The 17,907-nt window shown below is 46.4% G+C and carries 14 protein-coding genes; 12 read left to right on the plus strand and 2 right to left on the minus strand.

Annotated features, from left to right (window positions below; translation table 11 throughout):
* Nucleotides 1–95 precede the first annotated feature (95 nt).
* Entirely contained in the window at nt 96–1,631 is a 1,536-nt protein-coding gene (gene purH / locus AC0VXY_RS01835) for a bifunctional phosphoribosylaminoimidazolecarboxamide formyltransferase/IMP cyclohydrolase (protein WP_475526703.1), read from the plus strand.
* 234 nt (nt 1,632–1,865) lie between these two features.
* Nucleotides 1,866–3,140 (plus strand): phosphoribosylamine--glycine ligase, encoded by a 1,275-nt coding sequence (gene purD / locus AC0VXY_RS01840; RefSeq protein ID WP_475526704.1) that lies wholly within the window; start codon nt 1,866–1,868, stop codon nt 3,138–3,140.
* On the opposite strand, the gene AC0VXY_RS01845 is transcribed toward purD, so the two are convergent.
* Together AC0VXY_RS01845 and AC0VXY_RS01850 are read right to left on the minus strand one after the other, a co-directional pair.
* On the minus strand, nt 3,118–3,231 hold the full coding sequence (locus tag AC0VXY_RS01845) for an EYxxD motif small membrane protein (protein WP_324295670.1): 114 nt from the start codon (nt 3,229–3,231) through the stop codon (nt 3,118–3,120). The two genes, purD and AC0VXY_RS01845, sit on opposite strands and share 23 nt — an antisense overlap.
* A 156-nt stretch (nt 3,232–3,387) precedes the next feature.
* The gene (locus AC0VXY_RS01850) at nt 3,388–3,840 is read right to left on the minus strand and encodes a YgaP family membrane protein (RefSeq protein WP_475526705.1); all 453 of its coding nucleotides are present in this window, start codon (nt 3,838–3,840) and stop codon (nt 3,388–3,390) included.
* Between the two features lie 125 nt (nt 3,841–3,965).
* Between AC0VXY_RS01850 and AC0VXY_RS01855 the strand changes: the two genes are divergently transcribed.
* From AC0VXY_RS01855 to argC, 10 genes are all read left to right on the plus strand, one after another.
* Nucleotides 3,966–5,705, plus strand: a complete 1,740-nt coding sequence (locus tag AC0VXY_RS01855; protein ID WP_475526707.1) for an adenine deaminase C-terminal domain-containing protein — start codon at nt 3,966–3,968, stop codon at nt 5,703–5,705.
* Nucleotides 5,706–5,735: 30 nt separating this feature from the next.
* Complete coding sequence (locus AC0VXY_RS01860) at nt 5,736–6,773, plus strand: DUF3048 domain-containing protein (RefSeq protein ID WP_475526708.1); 1,038 nt, start codon at nt 5,736–5,738, stop codon at nt 6,771–6,773.
* A gap of 21 nt (nt 6,774–6,794) precedes the next feature.
* Entirely contained in the window at nt 6,795–7,094 is a 300-nt protein-coding gene (locus tag AC0VXY_RS01865; protein WP_060671598.1) for a YerC/YecD family TrpR-related protein, read from the plus strand.
* Between the two features lie 136 nt (nt 7,095–7,230).
* Entirely contained in the window at nt 7,231–7,917 is a 687-nt protein-coding gene (pcrB, locus tag AC0VXY_RS01870) for a heptaprenylglyceryl phosphate synthase (RefSeq protein WP_435994679.1), read from the plus strand.
* A gap of 85 nt (nt 7,918–8,002) precedes the next feature.
* Nucleotides 8,003–10,228: a DNA helicase PcrA gene (pcrA, locus tag AC0VXY_RS01875; protein WP_435993874.1), complete on the plus strand. Its 2,226-nt coding sequence runs from the start codon at nt 8,003–8,005 to the stop codon at nt 10,226–10,228.
* A gap of 60 nt (nt 10,229–10,288) precedes the next feature.
* Nucleotides 10,289–12,295 (plus strand): NAD-dependent DNA ligase LigA, encoded by a 2,007-nt coding sequence (ligA, locus tag AC0VXY_RS01880; RefSeq protein ID WP_475526709.1) that lies wholly within the window; start codon nt 10,289–10,291, stop codon nt 12,293–12,295.
* A gap of 15 nt (nt 12,296–12,310) precedes the next feature.
* Nucleotides 12,311–13,462: a CamS family sex pheromone protein gene (locus tag AC0VXY_RS01885; protein WP_435993870.1), complete on the plus strand. Its 1,152-nt coding sequence runs from the start codon at nt 12,311–12,313 to the stop codon at nt 13,460–13,462.
* Between the two features lie 188 nt (nt 13,463–13,650).
* Nucleotides 13,651–15,240, plus strand: coding sequence for a malate synthase A (gene aceB, locus AC0VXY_RS01890; protein ID WP_475526710.1), 1,590 nt, complete (start codon nt 13,651–13,653; stop codon nt 15,238–15,240).
* 155 nt (nt 15,241–15,395) lie between these two features.
* Entirely contained in the window at nt 15,396–16,676 is a 1,281-nt protein-coding gene (gene aceA, locus AC0VXY_RS01895; RefSeq protein ID WP_435993866.1) for an isocitrate lyase, read from the plus strand.
* Nucleotides 16,677–16,866: 190 nt separating this feature from the next.
* Nucleotides 16,867–17,901, plus strand: coding sequence for an N-acetyl-gamma-glutamyl-phosphate reductase (gene argC, locus AC0VXY_RS01900; RefSeq protein WP_475526711.1), 1,035 nt, complete (start codon nt 16,867–16,869; stop codon nt 17,899–17,901).
* Nucleotides 17,902–17,907: the final 6 nt, after the last annotated feature.

The following is a 17,907-nucleotide window of genomic DNA, read 5'->3' on the forward strand; positions in this document are numbered from 1 at the left end:
CTTGGTAGTGTGGTAAAGTGATGAGGGACGGACCTTTGGTTTGAGATAATAATGAATTAATATCAGCATTACAGCATGCAGAGGAGGATCAGACATTGAAAAAGAGAGCATTGATCAGTGTTTCAGACAAAAGTGGTGTCATCGAATTCGCAAAGGAATTGAAGACACTGGGATACGACATCATTTCGACTGGCGGAACGAAGAAGCTCCTATTGGAAAATGACGTAGACGTCATGGGAGTGGAAGAAGTAACAGGATTCCCGGAAATTTTGGAAGGTCGTGTCAAAACCCTTCATCCCAATGTCCACGGTGGACTACTTGCTAAACGCGGGGAAGAAAGTCACCTCAGGCAGATGGAGGAACAGGGGATCGAAGGAATCGACCTCGTATGTGTCAACCTTTATCCGTTCCAGCAAACCATCGCAAAGCCGAATGTCGGTGAAGAAGAAGCGATCGAGAACATCGATATCGGTGGCCCGACGATGCTTCGTGCGGCTGCAAAAAATCATCAATATGTGACGGTCGTAGTCGATGCGTTGGACTATGATGAAATCATTGCAGAACTAAAGCTTCACGGTGAACCCTCACTGGAAAAACGTCGCAAGTTGGCCGCCAAGGTATTCCGCCATACGGCAGCTTACGATTCTTTCATCGCTGAATACATGACAGACATCTCAGGTGAAGAGAATCCTGAACGCTTTACAAGAACGTATGAATTAAAGCAGACGCTCCGTTATGGAGAAAACCCTCATCAACAAGCTTCATTCTACCGTGCGCCCCTCGGCTCTGAATTTTCAGTGGCCATGGCAAGGCAGCTTCACGGAAAAGAGCTTTCCTATAATAATATCAATGATGCCAATGCAGCCCTTCAAATTGTAAAAGAGTTCACAGAACCTGCGGCTGTTGCAGTGAAGCATATGAATCCGTGTGGTGTCGGGGTTGGCTCGACCATCCACGAAGCGTTTTCGAAAGCATATGAAGCGGATTCCACATCCATCTTCGGAGGGATTGTCGCGTTGAATCGTATCGTTGATGAAGAAACAGCGAAGCAGCTTCATGAAATCTTCCTGGAAATCGTCATCGCGCCGGCATTCAGTGATGAAGCGTTTGAAATCCTTTCTGGCAAGAAGAATATCCGATTATTGACGGTTCCATTTGAAACCACAAACAAAATCGAGCGCAAGTTAACAACCGTTGAAGGAGGATTGCTTGTTCAAGCGGATGACACGTTCACCCTTGACGATGCAGACCTGAGAGTCGTGACAAAACGTGAACCAACGGAAACGGAATGGGACGCTATGAAGCTCGGCTGGAAAGTCGTGAAGCATGTGAAGTCGAACGCAATTGTTGTGACAGATGCTCATATGACCGTTGGAGTCGGTGCAGGACAGATGAACCGAGTAGGCGCTGCAAACATTGCACTCGAGCAAGCTGGTGTGAAAGCCAAAGGAGCCGCCATGGCATCTGACGCATTCTTCCCTATGGACGACACCGTAGAAGCCGCTGCCAAAGCAGGCATCACCGCCATCATCCAACCCGGAGGCTCCATCCGTGACGAAGACTCCATCAAAAAAGCAGACCAATACGGCATCACCATGGTCATGACCGGAATCCGCCACTTCAAACATTAATGTGAGGGACGGACCTCGGATTTTGACCGATAATCCAATGAAACAAACTGTACAAACCTTATGATTAAAGGACTTTCAAGATTCTTAACTGGTTCAGGGGAAGAGAAACGAGGGACGGACCTTCATTCCATTTCTTTTTCCAGTGCGAATCCTTTTCAATACATCCATTTCACATATAAACCTCTCCTCATCTGCACCACAGGAGAGGTTTTCTTTAAAGGGGGCTTTTTTAAGATGAAAGTATTAGTCATCGGCCGCGGTGGCCGTGAGCATGCCATATGCAAGAAGTTAGCGGAAAGTGCAAGTGTGACAGGAGTGTTCTGTGCGCCCGGTAATGCAGGGATCGCAAGCGTCGCAACAAATCTCCCATACACTGAATCCGACGTGAGTGAACTGATTGATTTTGCCAAGAAAGAGGGCATAGCGTATACGTTTGTTGGCCCGGAAAATCCGTTGCTTGATGGAATTGTCAACCGCTTCCAGGAAGAAGGCCTGCACATATTCGGACCGACGAAAGAAGCGGCCATCATCGAAGGAAGCAAATCGTTCTCGAAAGAATTAATGAAGAAGTACAATATTCCAACGGCAGCATATGAAGTGTTCACAAGCGTGGAGAAAGCGATCGAATATGTGAAGGAAGCCGGTGCCCCGATAGTCGTGAAGGCAGATGGACTTGCGGCAGGTAAAGGTGTTGTCGTTGCGGAAACAGAGGAAGAAGCCATCAGTGCATTGGAAGAAATGCTTCTGGATGAAAAGTTCGGGGAAGCCTCCTCGAAAGTGGTGGTGGAAGAATGCTTGTTTGGAGAAGAATTTTCACTTATGGCTTTTGTAAGTGGTGAGTCGGTATATCCCATGGTGATCGCACAGGATCATAAGCGAGCCTATGACGGTGATAAGGGCCCGAATACAGGTGGCATGGGTGCTTATTCCCCGGTGCCGCATATTTCGGAAGAGGTTGTGCAGGAAGCCATTTCCACGGTCCTCCACCCGACTGCTCAAGCGATGGTGAAAGAGGATCGTTCATTTACCGGAATATTATATGCCGGGCTTATGTTGACAAGTGAGGGCCCGAAAGTGATCGAATTCAACGCGCGATTTGGAGATCCGGAAACGCAGGTGGTACTGCCGCGTCTGGCTTCTGATTTCGGTCTCGTAGTGAAGAACATCATCGAAGGGAAGCCTGTCGATTTGGAATGGTCAGATGACGCGGTCCTTGGGGTGGTGCTGGCAGCAGAAGGTTATCCGGGTGCCTATGAGAAAGGAATCCCACTGCCTGATTTTGAAAAGTCCATGGATAATAAAACGATGGTGTATCATGCAGGAACCGAATTCAATGACCAGAATACCCTTGTTTCAAATGGTGGGAGAGTGTTACTAATCGCGTCCTCCGCTCCCACTGTAGAAAAAGCGCAAACCGCCGTTTATAAGGAATTAGCCAAAGCAGATTGTAAAGGCTTGTTCTATAGAAGAGATATCGGTCGGAAAGCTATCGAACACGTCTCTTCCTAGATTTACGGACATACACATAGGCAATGGCGACGATGCCGCCGATCAACGAAAACAGAACATACGACATATCGGTTAAATATTCCCAGAACAATATAAACAACTCCTTTAATAATATATAGAGGCAAAATTGCCGAGGGATGTCCTATAGAGAGGGACGGACCTCGGCAATCCTGCCATTTTGGAGGGACCCGATCAACAGGATCCCCGCTGTTACGGGATTTCACAGGACGAATTTTCTTTAAAGACCCTAAGAATGTAGGTCCGTCCCTTTAGAACCATACAGTGCTTCCTGGACTTCCTGGTTGGTGAGTTCTTCTGGGTTGAAGTTGGATTCTTTTTTGGTGTTTTGCAGCGGGTCTTGGTTGTGTTCGTGAGTTTGCCCGTGCTGGTGCCCGTGGTCCGTGTGATTCTTTTTGTCAGATTTCAGCATGTCTTTAAAGTTCATCATATCCTTTGCTTTAAATCCTCCGAAACCGCCGTTTTTGCCTTCTCCATCTCCACCTTTTTCAAACAGGGCAGTGACTGGGCAATAACGCAGGATTCCTTCTCCGACTTTCATGGCGCCGATTACCGCCATGACAAGATAGGAGTCTCTCCATGGACGTCTTGCAAGCTTTGATGTACTCCACGCTAAAATGGTAAATCCAACTGTGATGCGGATCAGGGCATTGATGATCCCGATGTTTGATGATACTTTCATTTGTAAATTCCTCCTTAATCAAAAATTCACGTAATCGTTGTAAACCTTTAATGCGTTAAATAGTAAAATATGTTAACATAAATTGAAACTTAAACTAATACCATTCCACTAGAGGAGTGTTCACATTGGAACAGCGCTACAGATGGAAAAACAAACAACTGCGAGAACATGTACAAGTACTGAATGGAGAATTGTCTCCCAGTCTTCTTTTGAAAAATGCAACATACCTTCACTCGACGTTAAAGAAATGGGTGCAGGGACATATTTGGGTTTACGGAGACAGGATTGTCTATACTGGGGATCAACTCCCGGATAACCTTGAGCAATGCGAAGTAATGGATTGTCACTCACAGTACCTCGTTCCCGGATATATCGAACCGCATGTACACCCGTTTCAGCTTTATAATCCCCAATCCTTTTCCAAGTATGCATCCCAAACCGGTACAACAACATTCGTCAATGATAACCTGATGATGTTTTTACAATTGGAAAAAAAGAAAGCGTTTACTTTATTGAGGGAGTTCAGCAAAATGCCTGTCACGATGTACTGGTGGACGCGTTTTGACTCACAAACCGAGATGGTGGATGAAGAGGTTACGTTCTCAAATGGGGAAGTGAAATCGTGGCTCGAACATGATTCGGTGCTGCAAGGCGGGGAACTGACCGCGTGGCCGCGTCTCCTCGAAGGAGATGACCTGATCCTTCACTGGATGCAGGAAACCAAACGGGTGGGGAAAATCGTGGAAGGACATCTTCCGGGGGCTTCCGACAAGACGATCGCCAAGCTTCGGTTATTGGGCATTGACGGCGATCATGAAGCTATGACGGGTGAGGATGTATACAAGCGACTGATCCAAGGGTTGACGGTTACACTGCGTCATTCATCGATCAGACCGGATTTACCGGCTCTATTAGACGGACTAAAGGAAAAAGGCATCGATTCATACGATTCCCTTCTTTTTACCACAGATGGATCGACACCGGGATTTTATGAACAAGGTGTTCTGGATTTCATGATCAAAATGGCCATCGACAAGGGCATACCGCCAATCGAAGCCTATAATATGGCGAGTTACAATGTTGCCAATTATTACAATATCACCCACCTGCACGGGATGATCGCTACTGGCCGGGTCGCAAATATTAACTTCCTCCGGTCAAAGAATGATTCGACTCCGGTCTCCGTGCTCTCAAAAGGTACATGGGTCCGTAAAGACAGCGAACAGATGCAAGACATGACCGAAATCAATTGGGGGCTAAACGGATTCACCCCGTTATCCCTTGATTGGGAAGTGGGGTATGACGATCTCCAATTCTCCATGCCGTTCGGGATCGAAATGGTGAATGATGTGATCACGAAGCCATACTCGATTTCCATCAATCCATCAGAGGAATTGCTTGATTCGGATCATGACCAATCCTTCCTCATGTTGTTGGACCGGAATGGCGAGTGGAGGATCAGCACCATGATTAAAGGATTCTCTAAGGGTGTGATGGGCTTTGCGTCGTCTTACTCCAATACAGGGGACATTATCCTGATTGGAAAAAGTAAGTCTGATATGATTGCAGCTTTCAACAGGATGAAAGAAATCGGTGGCGGGATCGTTCTTGCAGAGAACGGTGAAATCCTGCACGAGATCCCCTTGCCATTAAGCGGACTGCTATCAGAGAAAGAAATGCCCGAGCTGATTGAGGAAGAAAAAACACTTAAAGGCTTGTTAAAAGAGAGGGGCTACCGCTTCTCGGATCCGATTTATACATTGCTGTTCCTTCAGTCCACTCATCTGCCCTATATAAGGATGACACAAAAGGGAATCTATGATGTAATGAAGAAAACGGTACTCTTTCCAACAATAATGCGTTAAAATAGTAAAGTAAATAGGGGTGTCAAAAACATGCTGAAAAGAGCTTTGATTATTGCGTTAAGCTCGTTCGCACTTGTCGCATGTAGTTCAGATAAAGAGATAAAGAAAGAATCTGATAAAGAAGCCGCAACTCCAGTGGTGAAGGAAGAGACAGGCGTAGATACAGAAGAAGTGAATCAGTATCCTTTAACAGGGGTGGCTGAAAAGGAAGAATCAATGAACCGGGCGATCGCCGTGATGGTGAATAACCACCCGAAGGCCCGACCTCAATCCGGACTGTCGGAAGCGGATATTGTGTATGAAATGTTAGCCGAGGGGGATATCACCCGTTTCTTAGCCATTTTCCAAAGCAGGATGCCGAAAGAGATCGGCCCTGTCCGAAGTGCGAGAGATTACTATGTAGAGCTTGCAAAAGGATATGACAGTCTGTATGTCGCTCACGGATACAGTCCTGAGGCGAAAGAAATGCTGACCAATGGTTTTATTGATGATCTTAACGGAATCCAATATGACGGGACTTTATTTAAGCGTGCAAGCTTCCGGAAAGCCCCCCATAATTCCTATATCACATATGAACATATCAAAGAGGGAGCCGAAAAGAACGGCTTTGATATGGAGCGGCCGCCTGAGGCACTGAATTTTAGTGACAAAGGGAAGATTAATGGGGAAGCTGCCAATTCCGTGATGATTTCATACAATCATAATCCCCTGTTTAATGCTGTGTATGATTTTAACGAAAAAGAAGGCCGATACGAGCGCTTTTCAAATGAGGAACAGACCATCGACTATAAGTCGAAAGATCCCGTCCTTATTGAAAATCTTTTCATCGTAGAAGCTCCACATAAGATTGTCGATGACGCAGGACGACGGGATATTGACCTCGAATCGGGTGGAAATGCTTACTTGATACAGGAAGGAAAGATCCGGAAGCTTCAATGGAAGAATGTGAATGGCCGGATCCTTCCTTATGAAAAGAATAAACCTGTGAGTCTGCGGAAGGGCTCGACGTGGATCAACGTCATTCCAAGCTCTTCGGGGTTGACGGGTTCGGTATCCTATCAAGAATAGAAGGAAAAAGGAGTCTTTTTAATGCAAATAAATAAATTAAGAGGCAAGGAGCTGGATCAGTTATTCAACGCTGTTCTTTCCCTGCAAAATCTTGAAGAATGTTATCGTTTCTTTGATGATCTGTGTACGATCAACGAAATTCAATCTCTTGCCCAGCGCCTTGAAGTTGCACGTATGCTTCAGGACGGGAAGACGTATCACAAGATTGAAACCGAAACAGGTGCAAGCACGGCAACGATTTCCCGTGTGAAGCGCTGCTTGAATTACGGTAATGATGCTTATCAATTGGTGTTGGATCGTGTACATGAGGAAGAAAAATAAGAGAAGGACCGCTGTCTATGACGAGCGGTCTTTGTTTTTGTTGAAATAGTAATTCTTAACATCAGACGAGTTAATGCGACAGTTTCATACAAATGATATAATACGTTAGATGGTTGTATGAATGGAGGAACAGAGTATGTATGATGTCCAAGAGTGGCGCCATGTGTTTAAACTAGATCCGAATAAGACAATAGATGATGGAGATTTAGAAGCAGTATGTGAATCAGGAACAGACGCGATTATCGTAGGGGGAACGGACGGTGTAACCCTTGAAAAGGTTCTGGATTTGATGGCACGAGTGAGACGATATACGGTTCCTTGTATTCTGGAGGTATCAAATTTGGAGTCGATTACTCCGGGCTTCGATTTGTATTTCATTCCGATGGTGATGAACAGTCAGAACATGAACTGGGTGACTGGGTTGCATCATCAGGCTGTGAAGGAATATGGAGAAATCATGAATTGGGACGAAATTCTTGTAGAAGGATATTGTATATTGAACCGTGATTGCAAGGCGGCGAAGGTAACGGAAGCGAACACAGACATTTCAAGTGAAGACGCGGCAGCCTATGCCATGATGGCTGAAAGAATGTTCAACCTGCCGATCTTTTATCTGGAGTACAGTGGTACATATGGAGATGTTGAAACGGTAAAAGAGGTAAGGGATTCACTGGAAAATACGACATTATTCTACGGTGGGGGAATTGAAACCCGGGAGCAGGCGAAGGAAATGGCTGCCGTCTCGGATGTTGTGGTCGTTGGAAATGCTGTATATGACAATCTGAAAGAAGCTTTAAAGACGGTAAAAGCAGTGAAAGGTTAAGGATCGAACTGGAAGTCCTTCCCTGATTAATATATAATAGAAATACAAATATAGAACATATGTTCGTTATGGTGGTGTTTAGACTATGCAATTTTTGACTGATCGACTGTTGAATGGAATGAATCCCGAGCAGGCAGAAGCTGTGAAGGCGACGGAAGGGCCGTTACTGATCATGGCAGGGGCAGGCTCCGGGAAGACAAGGGTGCTCACGCATCGGATTGCGTATCTGATGGTGGAAAAAGGGATCAATCCTTACAATATTTTAGCGATTACCTTTACGAATAAAGCGTCGAGAGAGATGAGAGATCGTATTGAAAACATCCTGGGCGGGGCATCTGAGAACATTTGGATCTCAACCTTTCACAGTATGTGTGTGCGAATCCTGCGACGTGATATTGATCGAATCGGTATGAACCGAAACTTCACGATACTTGACTCGACTGATCAGCAGTCTGTCATTAAATCAATTTTAAAAGAAAAAAATATCGATCCGAAGAAATTTGATCCCCGTTCCCTTCTCGGGTCCATCAGCTCTGCAAAAAATGAGCTGACGACACCTGAAGAGTTATCGAAGCAAATAGGCGGGTACTATGATCAGGTGGTCTCTGATGTGTATACAGAATATCAGAAGCGTTTACGCAAGAATCAGGCTCTTGATTTTGATGATTTGATCATGACGACGATCCAATTATTCCAGCGTGTACCGGAAGTATTGGAATATTATCAGCGGAAATTCCAGTACATCCACGTGGATGAGTATCAGGATACGAACAGGGCGCAATATATGCTCGTGAAACTGCTCGCTTCCCGTTTCCAAAACCTGTGTGTCGTAGGGGATTCCGATCAGTCGATTTATCGCTGGCGCGGTGCGGACATTGCCAATATCCTTTCATTTGAAAAGGATTATCCGAGAGCGACCGTCATTTTCCTGGAACAGAATTATCGCTCAACGAAGCGGATCCTCCAGGCGGCGAACGAAGTCATCCAGAAGAATTCAAATCGTAAACCGAAGAATCTCTGGACAGAAAATCATGACGGTGAAAAGATTTCCTACTTCAGGGCGGATACGGAGCAGACCGAAGCTCAATTCGTCACAGGGAAAATCAAGGAATTGATGGAAACCGGTAAGAAGAAGTATTCTGATTTTGCCATCTTGTACCGTACCAACGCACAGTCCCGTGTCATGGAGGAAGTGCTTTTAAAATCAAATATCGAATACTCCATCGTCGGCGGCATCAAATTCTACGATCGAAAAGAGATCAAGGATATCCTGGCGTACCTCAGGCTCATTTCGAATCCGGATGATGATATCAGTCTTCAGCGTGTCATTAACGTTCCGAAAAGGGGAGTAGGGGCGACGTCGATCGATAAGATTGCCCGTTATGCACAGGATCATGATATTTCCATGTTCAGGGCTCTCGCAGAAGCCGACTTCATCGGACTCAGTCCCAAGATCACCAAAGCCGTGATTGAATTCATGGAAATGGTGAAAGGCTACACAAGTATGCAGGAGTATCTGTCTGTCACGGAACTGGTAGAAGAGATTCTTGAAAAATCAGGTTACACCGATATGCTGAAAGCGGAAAAGTCCATTGAGTCTCAATCAAGGCTCGAGAACTTGGACGAGTTCCTGTCTGTAACGAAAAGCTTTGAACAATCCAACGACGATAAGAGTCTAGTGGCATTTTTAACGGACCTTGCATTAGTCGCAGACATCGATAAGCTTGATGAGGACGACCAGCCGAAGGATTCCGTGATCCTGATGACCCTGCACGCAGCTAAGGGTCTTGAATTTCCTGTCGTATTCCTGATGGGGATGGAGGAAGGGGTCTTCCCTCACAGCCGTTCCCTAATGGAAGAGGATGAAATGGAAGAAGAACGCCGTTTGGCATACGTGGGAATCACCCGTGCGGAAGAACAGCTCTTCCTGACCAATGCCCAGATGAGGACGCTCTTCGGACAGACGAAGATGAACCCGGTTTCCCGTTTCATCAATGAAATTCCTGCGGACTTGCTGGATGATGTGATGGCAGAGAAGAAAAGTGCCTTTACTCCTTTCGGGAAATCAGCGGCGAAATCACCTTCCCGCCCCGCTCCCAGAAAGCCAGTTTCACGTCCGGTCCAAACCACGACGGGTGGAGAATCCGTTGCGTGGCAGGTCGGCGATAAGGCTCAGCATAAGAAGTGGGGAACAGGAACGGTTGTCAGTGTGAAGGGATCAGGAGACAGTGTCGAGCTCGATATTGCTTTCCCGAGTCCGATGGGAGTCAAGCGTCTCCTGGCCAAATTTGCCCCAATCGAAAAAGCATAATAGGTCGGAAGGGATCCCCTTCCAGCTATAACCGAATATAAGCAAGAAAGGGTTGTGGAAATGGATCGACAATCAGCCGAAAAGCGTATCAATGAACTTCACGAACGATTGAATCAATATAATTATGAATATCATGTTCTCGACAAACCTTCTGTCCCGGATTCAGAGTATGATCAACTTCTCAGGGAACTCATCGAACTCGAGGACCAATTTCCGGAATTGAAATCAGCGGATTCTCCTTCCCAGCGTGTAGGTGGGACCATTCTCGATTTTTTCGAAAAAGTCGAACACAGAACGCCGATGCTGAGCCTTGGAAATGCCTTTAATGAAGAAGATCTTCGTGACTTTGACCGCCGTGTCCGTCAAGCGGTCGGGGAGGACTTCTCCTACGTTTGCGAGCTGAAGATCGATGGTTTGGCCGTTTCTCTCAGGTATGAAGACGGGGCTTTCGTCCAAGGGGCTACACGTGGGGATGGATCCATAGGTGAGGACATCACATCGAATCTGAAAACCATTCGTTCCATCCCGTTGAAAACCTCGGAGAAAATGTCCTTCGAAGTCCGAGGAGAGGCATTCATGCCGAAAGGATCCTTCGAAGCACTGAATAAGATCAAAGAAGAAAAAGGGGAAGAACCCTTTGCTAATCCGCGTAACGCAGCGGCAGGTTCACTCCGCCAGCTGGATCCGAAAATCGCGGCATCCCGGAATCTCGACATTTTCCTATATGCCCTGGCTGATATCGGGGATACAGGAATCGACTCACATAGCGAGGGATTGGACACGCTTGATAAACTCGGGTTTAAAACAAACCCGGAACGCAAACGATGTGAGACCATTGAAGAAGTCCTTGCATTTGTCGGGAAGTGGACAGATGAACGTCCGAATCTATCCTATGACATTGACGGGATCGTCATTAAAGTCGACTCCCTTGATCAGCAGCAGGAACTTGGAACAACCGCGAAAAGCCCCAGATGGGCCATTGCGTTCAAGTTTCCTGCCGAAGAAGTCGTCACGGTATTGAAGGAGATTGAACTAAGCGTGGGACGTACAGGAGTCGTCACGCCAACGGCCATCCTGGAGCCGGTCCGTGTGGCTGGAACGACCGTCCAGCGTGCCTCGCTCCATAATGAAGATCTGATCAGAGAGAAAGATATCAAAATCGGTGACCACGTCGTCATTAAAAAAGCGGGGGACATCATTCCCGAAGTGGTGAACGTACTGGAAGACAAAAGAACCGGTGAAGAACAGGAATTCCTGATGCCGACTCATTGTCCGGAATGTGAAAGTGAACTTGTGAGACTTGAAGGGGAAGTGGCCCTCCGCTGCATCAATCCGAAATGTCCCGCACAAATCCGTGAAGGGCTCATTCACTTTGTATCACGCAATGCCATGAACATCGATGGGCTGGGTGAAAAAGTGATCAGTCAGCTGTTCAGGGAAAAATTGATTGAAGACGTTGCCGATTTATACAGACTGGAGCGCGATCAGCTTCTTCAGCTGGAGCGGATGGGTGAGAAATCCGTTGATAATTTGTTGGAAGCCATTCAAACGTCGAAAGGGAACTCCCTGGAGAAGCTGTTATTCGGCCTGGGGATCCGCCACGTAGGAGCCAAAGCCGCGAAGACGTTGGCGCAGGAATTCGACTCAATGGACAGGCTGATGGACGCCCGGAAAGAAGAACTGACGAATGTGAATGAAATCGGGGATAAAATGGCCGACGCCATTGTCGCTTACTTTGAAAACGATGAAGTGAAAGAACTCATTCAGGAGCTGAAAGATGCCGGAGTGAACCTTGAATACAAAGGTCCAAAGCCTGTATCAGTAAGTGACGTCGACTCGTACTTTGCAGGCAAGACCATAGTCCTTACAGGGAAAATCGAACGATTGAGCCGGAATGAAGCAAAAGAAAAAATTGAAATGCTCGGCGGGAAAGTAACCGGCAGCGTCAGCAAGAAAACCGATCTTGTGATTGCAGGGGAAGAAGCGGGATCGAAGCTTACAAAAGCAAATGACTTAAATATAGAAGTCTGGGATGAGGATAAGCTGATGGAAGAACTTAACCGATAAGAGGTGTAACGAGAAATGAAAAAAGGGATTTCGGTTGCTCTCTCCGCATTAGTATTACTGGGAGGTTGTGCTCCGACATTTGAGAAACAGGATCAGGTCGTTCAGGAAAATCAGGATAGCGAAGCCAAGAAGGCCATCATACCAAGCTTCCAAATTTCGAAAGAATATTACAAGACGATGCTCCCGTATGAAACGAGTAATACCCGGGGCGTCGTCGTGAATGATCTCGGTTCCAGATATGATATCAATGAAATCGAGACGGGCTTACTAAGGGTTGCTCAGAATCGGTTTTCGACGGATGAATATTTCTTCAAAGAAGGTCAATTTCTGAACAAGAAAATGGTTGATAGCTGGCTGCAACGAAAGTACACAAGTGAACAGCTGAAGGAAAAAGGTCTGAAGGAGTCTGATAATGTGGGGCTAAACCCCGTGCAGGCGAAAGGGGAAAATGCCCCCATATATTTGGCTCATGTAGTTGAACATAATTACTTAATGAAAAAAGAAGATAACAAGGTGCGTCTTGGCGGAGTGGCTATCGCCCTGTCCCTGAATTCTGTTCAATATGAGACCAATATGTCAAATGGGACCAGAACAGTAAAAAATATTTCCAATGAGGTTTTGAAAGAGCAGGGAGCGAAAATCGCGGGTGAAGTACTCAATCGCCTACGTCAGAAAAAAGAACTTCAAAACGTGCCGATTATGATCTCCCTTTATAAGCAGGCTCCGAAAGATCAGGTCGTCCCTGGTCACTTCTTTGCCTACACAACCGTGGAACCGGACCAAAACGGCATTCAGGACTGGAAAGGGATCAATGAAGATTATTATTTATTCCCTTCCCCGGAAGCCCAGGAGAACCATCCGAACGATTACAAAGTTTTTAACGAACTGAAAACGGACATCGAAAAGTATTTTCCTGTATACACAGGACTGACAGGACAAGCACTCTATCAAGATCAGAAGCTGTCCAAAATGGAATTTGAGGTGGCCCTGTCCTTCCAGGGGAAAGCTGAAACCATTGGATTCGCCCAGCACCTGACCAATATGATCGGCAAACAGACCCCGGACAGCTGGGACGTAGAACTCCTCGTCTCCTCATCGTATGGACCGGAAGCGCTGATCGTCAAGAAACCGGGCAGTAAAGAAACCTATTTACACATTTACGAATAAGTAGAGAGAGAACTAATCCAGAAAAGGGTTAGTTCTTTTTTTTACGGACCTTACCAGTGCGAAAAATGTCGAATAAAAATTCAGAAAAAAGTGTTCCAAATTCAATTCATCTGTTATACAATACAATCATGTTAATTAATCTGTATTATAACAAAGGGATTTTTAATACGCTTAAGGAGTGAACACGTATGTCGACTCAAATGGTTGGTATCAAGGTAACCGGAGAACTTAAACCGGGCTTTGATGAAATGTTATCCTCTGAGGCTCTGCAGTTTTTAGAACAACTGGAGCGCAGGTTCGGGGAGAAACGGAAGGAACTGTTACACAACAGAGAGAAGAAGCAGGAGCGGATCAATGGCGGAGAGCTTCCCCGTTTCTTACCTGAAACAGAATCGATTCGCCAAAGTGAGTGGAAGGTTGCTCCGATTCCGATAGGACTGCAGGATCGAAGGGTGGAGATCACAGGCCCGGTTGATCGCAAAATGGTCATCAATGCTCTGAATTCAGGAGCGAAATGTTTCATGGCATGTTTTGAAGATGCCACATCACCCACATGGACGAACCTCATAGAAGGACAAATCAATCTCCGAGACGCTGTACACCACACGATAGACTTCGAGACAAACGGGAAGCGTTATGAATTAAAAGAAGAACATGCCGTACTAATCGTGCGACCAAGGGGGCTTCACCTGGAAGAGAAACACATCGAACTGGATGAAAAGTCTCTATCAGGAAGCCTTGTCGACTTTGGCTTATTCTTTTTTCATAATGCGACTCACTTGACTTCACTGAATAAAGGCCCTTATTTTTACTTACCTAAATTAGAAAGTCACCATGAAGCGCGGTTTTGGAATGATGTATTCGTCTTTGCACAAGAGTATGTCGGGATCCCCAAAGGGACGATCAAAGCGACGGTGCTGATTGAAACGATCACAGCGGCATTTGAAATGGATGAAATCCTTTATGAGTTAAAAGAACACTCAGCCGGGTTGAATTGTGGAAGATGGGATTATATCTTCAGCTATATCAAAAAGCTTCGGGAACAGGAAGATGTGATTCTTCCCGATCGTTCATCGGTCACGATGACGGCGCCATTCATGAGAGCATATTCCCTGCTTACGATTAAGACCTGTCACAGAAGGGGAGCGCCTGCAATAGGCGGTATGGCGGCACAAATCCCTGTCAAGAACGATCCTGTCAAGAACGAAGAAGCGTTCAATAAAGTGAAAGCAGACAAGGAACGGGAAGCAAGGGATGGTCATGATGGAACGTGGGTCGCGCATCCTGGTCTGGTACCGGTTGCCATGGGCGTATTCAATCGGGAAATGAAAAAAGCAAACCAGATTGAAGAGAAAACATTGCTGGAACTGGAAGTATCTGAACAGGAGCTTCTTGAAGTTCCTCAAGGAGCGATTACCGAAGAGGGTGTCCGCCTCAACATTAATGTAGGCATTCAATACATTTCATCCTGGCTGAGCGGCCAAGGAGCGGCACCGATCCATAACTTGATGGAAGATGTGGCCACGGCAGAAATCTCGCGTGCCCAGCTATGGCAATGGATACGTCATCCGAAGGGGATCCTCGATGATGGCCGGCATATCACCATGGAACTCTACGAACAGCTGAAGCAGGAAGAACTGACAAAACTCAAAAGTCAACTGGGAGGAGAACGATATAAGGAACGAAGATTCTCTGAAGCCGCCGACCTGTTCGATCAGCTCATCCAGAATGACCAGTTCACAGACTTCCTCACCATTCCCGGCTACCGAATCCTTTAAAGGGTCGGACTCAGTCAACTGTTGGTAGAACAGGTCTAATTACTTTATTCAATTACCGCTTCACCTGGATGAGGGACGGACCTAAACCAAAGACGCAAGATCACTCATCAAACATACACCTGTATGTATAAATACGAAAAAGGGAGAGATTTAATATGGTAAAAGCAAATAACGAACGTGTAACGGCACTTCAGGAAAACTGGGAAATGGATCAACGATGGAAAGGGATCACCCGTCCTTACTCAGCGGAAGATGTTATTCGACTAAGGGGATCGATTGATATCGAACACACAATTGCCCGCAGGGGTTCTGAGAAACTATGGAATTTGCTTCATGAGGAAGATTATATCAATGCACTGGGTGCCCTGACAGGAAACCAGGCGGTCCAACAGGTAAGAGCCGGACTCAAAGCCATTTATCTAAGCGGGTGGCAGGTTGCAGCGGATGCCAACTTATCAGGACATATGTATCCCGATCAAAGTCTGTACCCGGCAAACTCCGTCCCTTCTGTCGTAAAGAGGATCAACCAGGCCCTTCAGCGCGCAGATCAGGTCCATTATGTAGAAGGGGATGAATCGATTGATTGGTTCGTACCGATCGTTGCCGATGCAGAAGCTGGATTCGGGGGACAGTTGAATGTATTCGAATTAATGAAAGGGATGATTGAAGCAGGAGCGTCTGCGGTCCACTTTGAAGACCAGCTTTCTTCAGAGAAAAAGTGCGGTCATCTGGGAGGTAAGGTGCTTCTTCCCACTCAAACTTCTGTAAAGAATCTTATTTCCGCCCGTCTTGCTGCGGACGTGATGGGTGTACCAACGTTGATCGTTGCCCGTACTGATGCCAATGCCGCAGACTTGATCACGAGCGATGTCGATCCGTATGATGCAGAGTTTATCACGGGAGATCGAACGCCTGAAGGCTTCTTCCGTACAAACGCCGGCCTAGATCAGGCAATTGCGAGAGGTCTTGCATATGCTCCTTATGCAGATCTTGTGTGGTGTGAAACGTCAGAGCCGAGTCTTGAGGAAGCACGCCGGTTTGCAGAAGCGATTCATGCTGAACATCCAGGAAAGTTACTTGCTTATAACTGTTCCCCGTCCTTTAACTGGAAAAAGAAATTGGACGATGAAACGATTGCCAAATTCCAGGTGGAGCTCGGTAAAATGGGCTATAAATTCCAGTTCGTCACACTTGCGGGCTTCCACGCACTGAACCACAGCATGTTCGAGCTTGCGAGGGGCTACAAAGATCGCGGTATGGCTGCCTATTCACAGCTTCAAGAAGCAGAGTTTGCAAGCGAAAAGCATGGATATTCTGCTACAAGGCATCAGCGTGAAGTCGGAACAGGCTATTTTGACGAAGTCTCCATGGTGATTTCAGGTGGAACATCCTCCACAACGGCCCTGAAAGGATCTACAGAGGCCGCACAATTCTAAAATATTATTCAAATACACATAAAGGTCCGTCCCTACCCAGGGACGGACCTTTATATGTTTCTAGTACTATCGTAGTGAATTTGTGAATAAAGTAACTTTATAGAATTATTTATAAATATACTATTGATTTTATTAATATACACTCATATAATTAGACCTAATTTAAATTTATTGTGTGGGGTGAGAGGTGTTGGAGGTTGGTATTGTTGGAAGTACTGGGTATGGTGGTGTGGAGTTGTATCGTCTGTTGTCGAATCATCCGAATGTGAATGTATGTATTTTATATTCATCTTCTCTGGAAGGAAGTTCATATGCGGAACAGTATCCGCATTTATCCGGTCTTTCCCAAGAAAGAGTGAAGCCGATCATGATTGAAGAGATGCAACAGCTTGATTTCGTATTCCTGGCGGTGCCTTCCGGCGTTTCAAATGAGCTTGCTCAGAAGCTCATCGGAAAAAAGGCAAAAGTGATCGATCTTTCAGGAGACCTGCGCTTAAAGGATCCGGGTGAGTATGAAGAGTGGTATAAAGGAGAATCTGCTCCGCAGGATGTCCTCGAGAAAGCCGTCTATGGACTGACTGAAATCAATCGACGCGCCATCCGGGAAGCGGACCTGATTGCCAATCCCGGCTGCTTCCCGACAGCGACCCTGCTGGGGCTGGCTCCGCTTTATCAACAGGATCTTATAGAACCTCAATCCTTGATCGTCGATGCCAAAACCGGTTTATCCGGGGCGGGAAGGAAAGCGACTCAATCCAGTCACTTCGCTGAAACTCAGGAAAATCTACGAATCTATAAAGTCCATCAGCACCAGCACACTCCTGAAATTGAACAGCAATTGAAGGAATGGAGCAGTGAAGCGGGCCCGATCACATTCACAACCCATCTGATTCCCATGACCAGGGGGATCATGGTGACGATGTACGCGGACTTAAAGGACACCTGCACCACTGAGCAGTTACATACCCGCTATCAAAGCTTTTATGAAAAGCATCCATTCGTCAGGATCCGTCCGGTCGGGCAGTTCCCGAGCACCAAAGAAGTATTCGGCACGAATTTCTGTGACCTATCCATCAAAGCCGATCCACGGACGAACCGGGTGACGATTGTGTCAGTGATTGATAATTTGGTAAAGGGCGCGGCAGGTCAGGCGGTGCAAAATATGAACGTGATGCTGGGGTTAGACGAAATGACCGGTCTTCATCACTATCCAATTTATCCATAAGAGGGG

The sequence above is a fragment of the Rossellomorea sp. QJM3NY_18 genome, assembly GCF_056173145.1.

Coding starts and splice junctions, on each gene's coding strand:
- aceA (WP_435993866.1), top strand. CDS start 15,396: ATGGTAAAAGCAAATAACGAACGTGTAACGGCACTTCAGGAAAACTGG.
- AC0VXY_RS01850 (WP_475526705.1), bottom strand. CDS start 3,840: ATGAAAGTATCATCAAACATCGGGATCATCAATGCCCTGATCCGCATC.
- AC0VXY_RS01885 (WP_435993870.1), top strand. CDS start 12,311: ATGAAAAAAGGGATTTCGGTTGCTCTCTCCGCATTAGTATTACTGGGA.
- AC0VXY_RS01865 (WP_060671598.1), top strand. CDS start 6,795: ATGCAAATAAATAAATTAAGAGGCAAGGAGCTGGATCAGTTATTCAAC.
- AC0VXY_RS01860 (WP_475526708.1), top strand. CDS start 5,736: ATGCTGAAAAGAGCTTTGATTATTGCGTTAAGCTCGTTCGCACTTGTC.
- purD (WP_475526704.1), top strand. CDS start 1,866: ATGAAAGTATTAGTCATCGGCCGCGGTGGCCGTGAGCATGCCATATGC.
- pcrA (WP_435993874.1), top strand. CDS start 8,003: ATGCAATTTTTGACTGATCGACTGTTGAATGGAATGAATCCCGAGCAG.
- aceB (WP_475526710.1), top strand. CDS start 13,651: ATGTCGACTCAAATGGTTGGTATCAAGGTAACCGGAGAACTTAAACCG.
- pcrB (WP_435994679.1), top strand. CDS start 7,231: ATGTATGATGTCCAAGAGTGGCGCCATGTGTTTAAACTAGATCCGAAT.
- ligA (WP_475526709.1), top strand. CDS start 10,289: ATGGATCGACAATCAGCCGAAAAGCGTATCAATGAACTTCACGAACGA.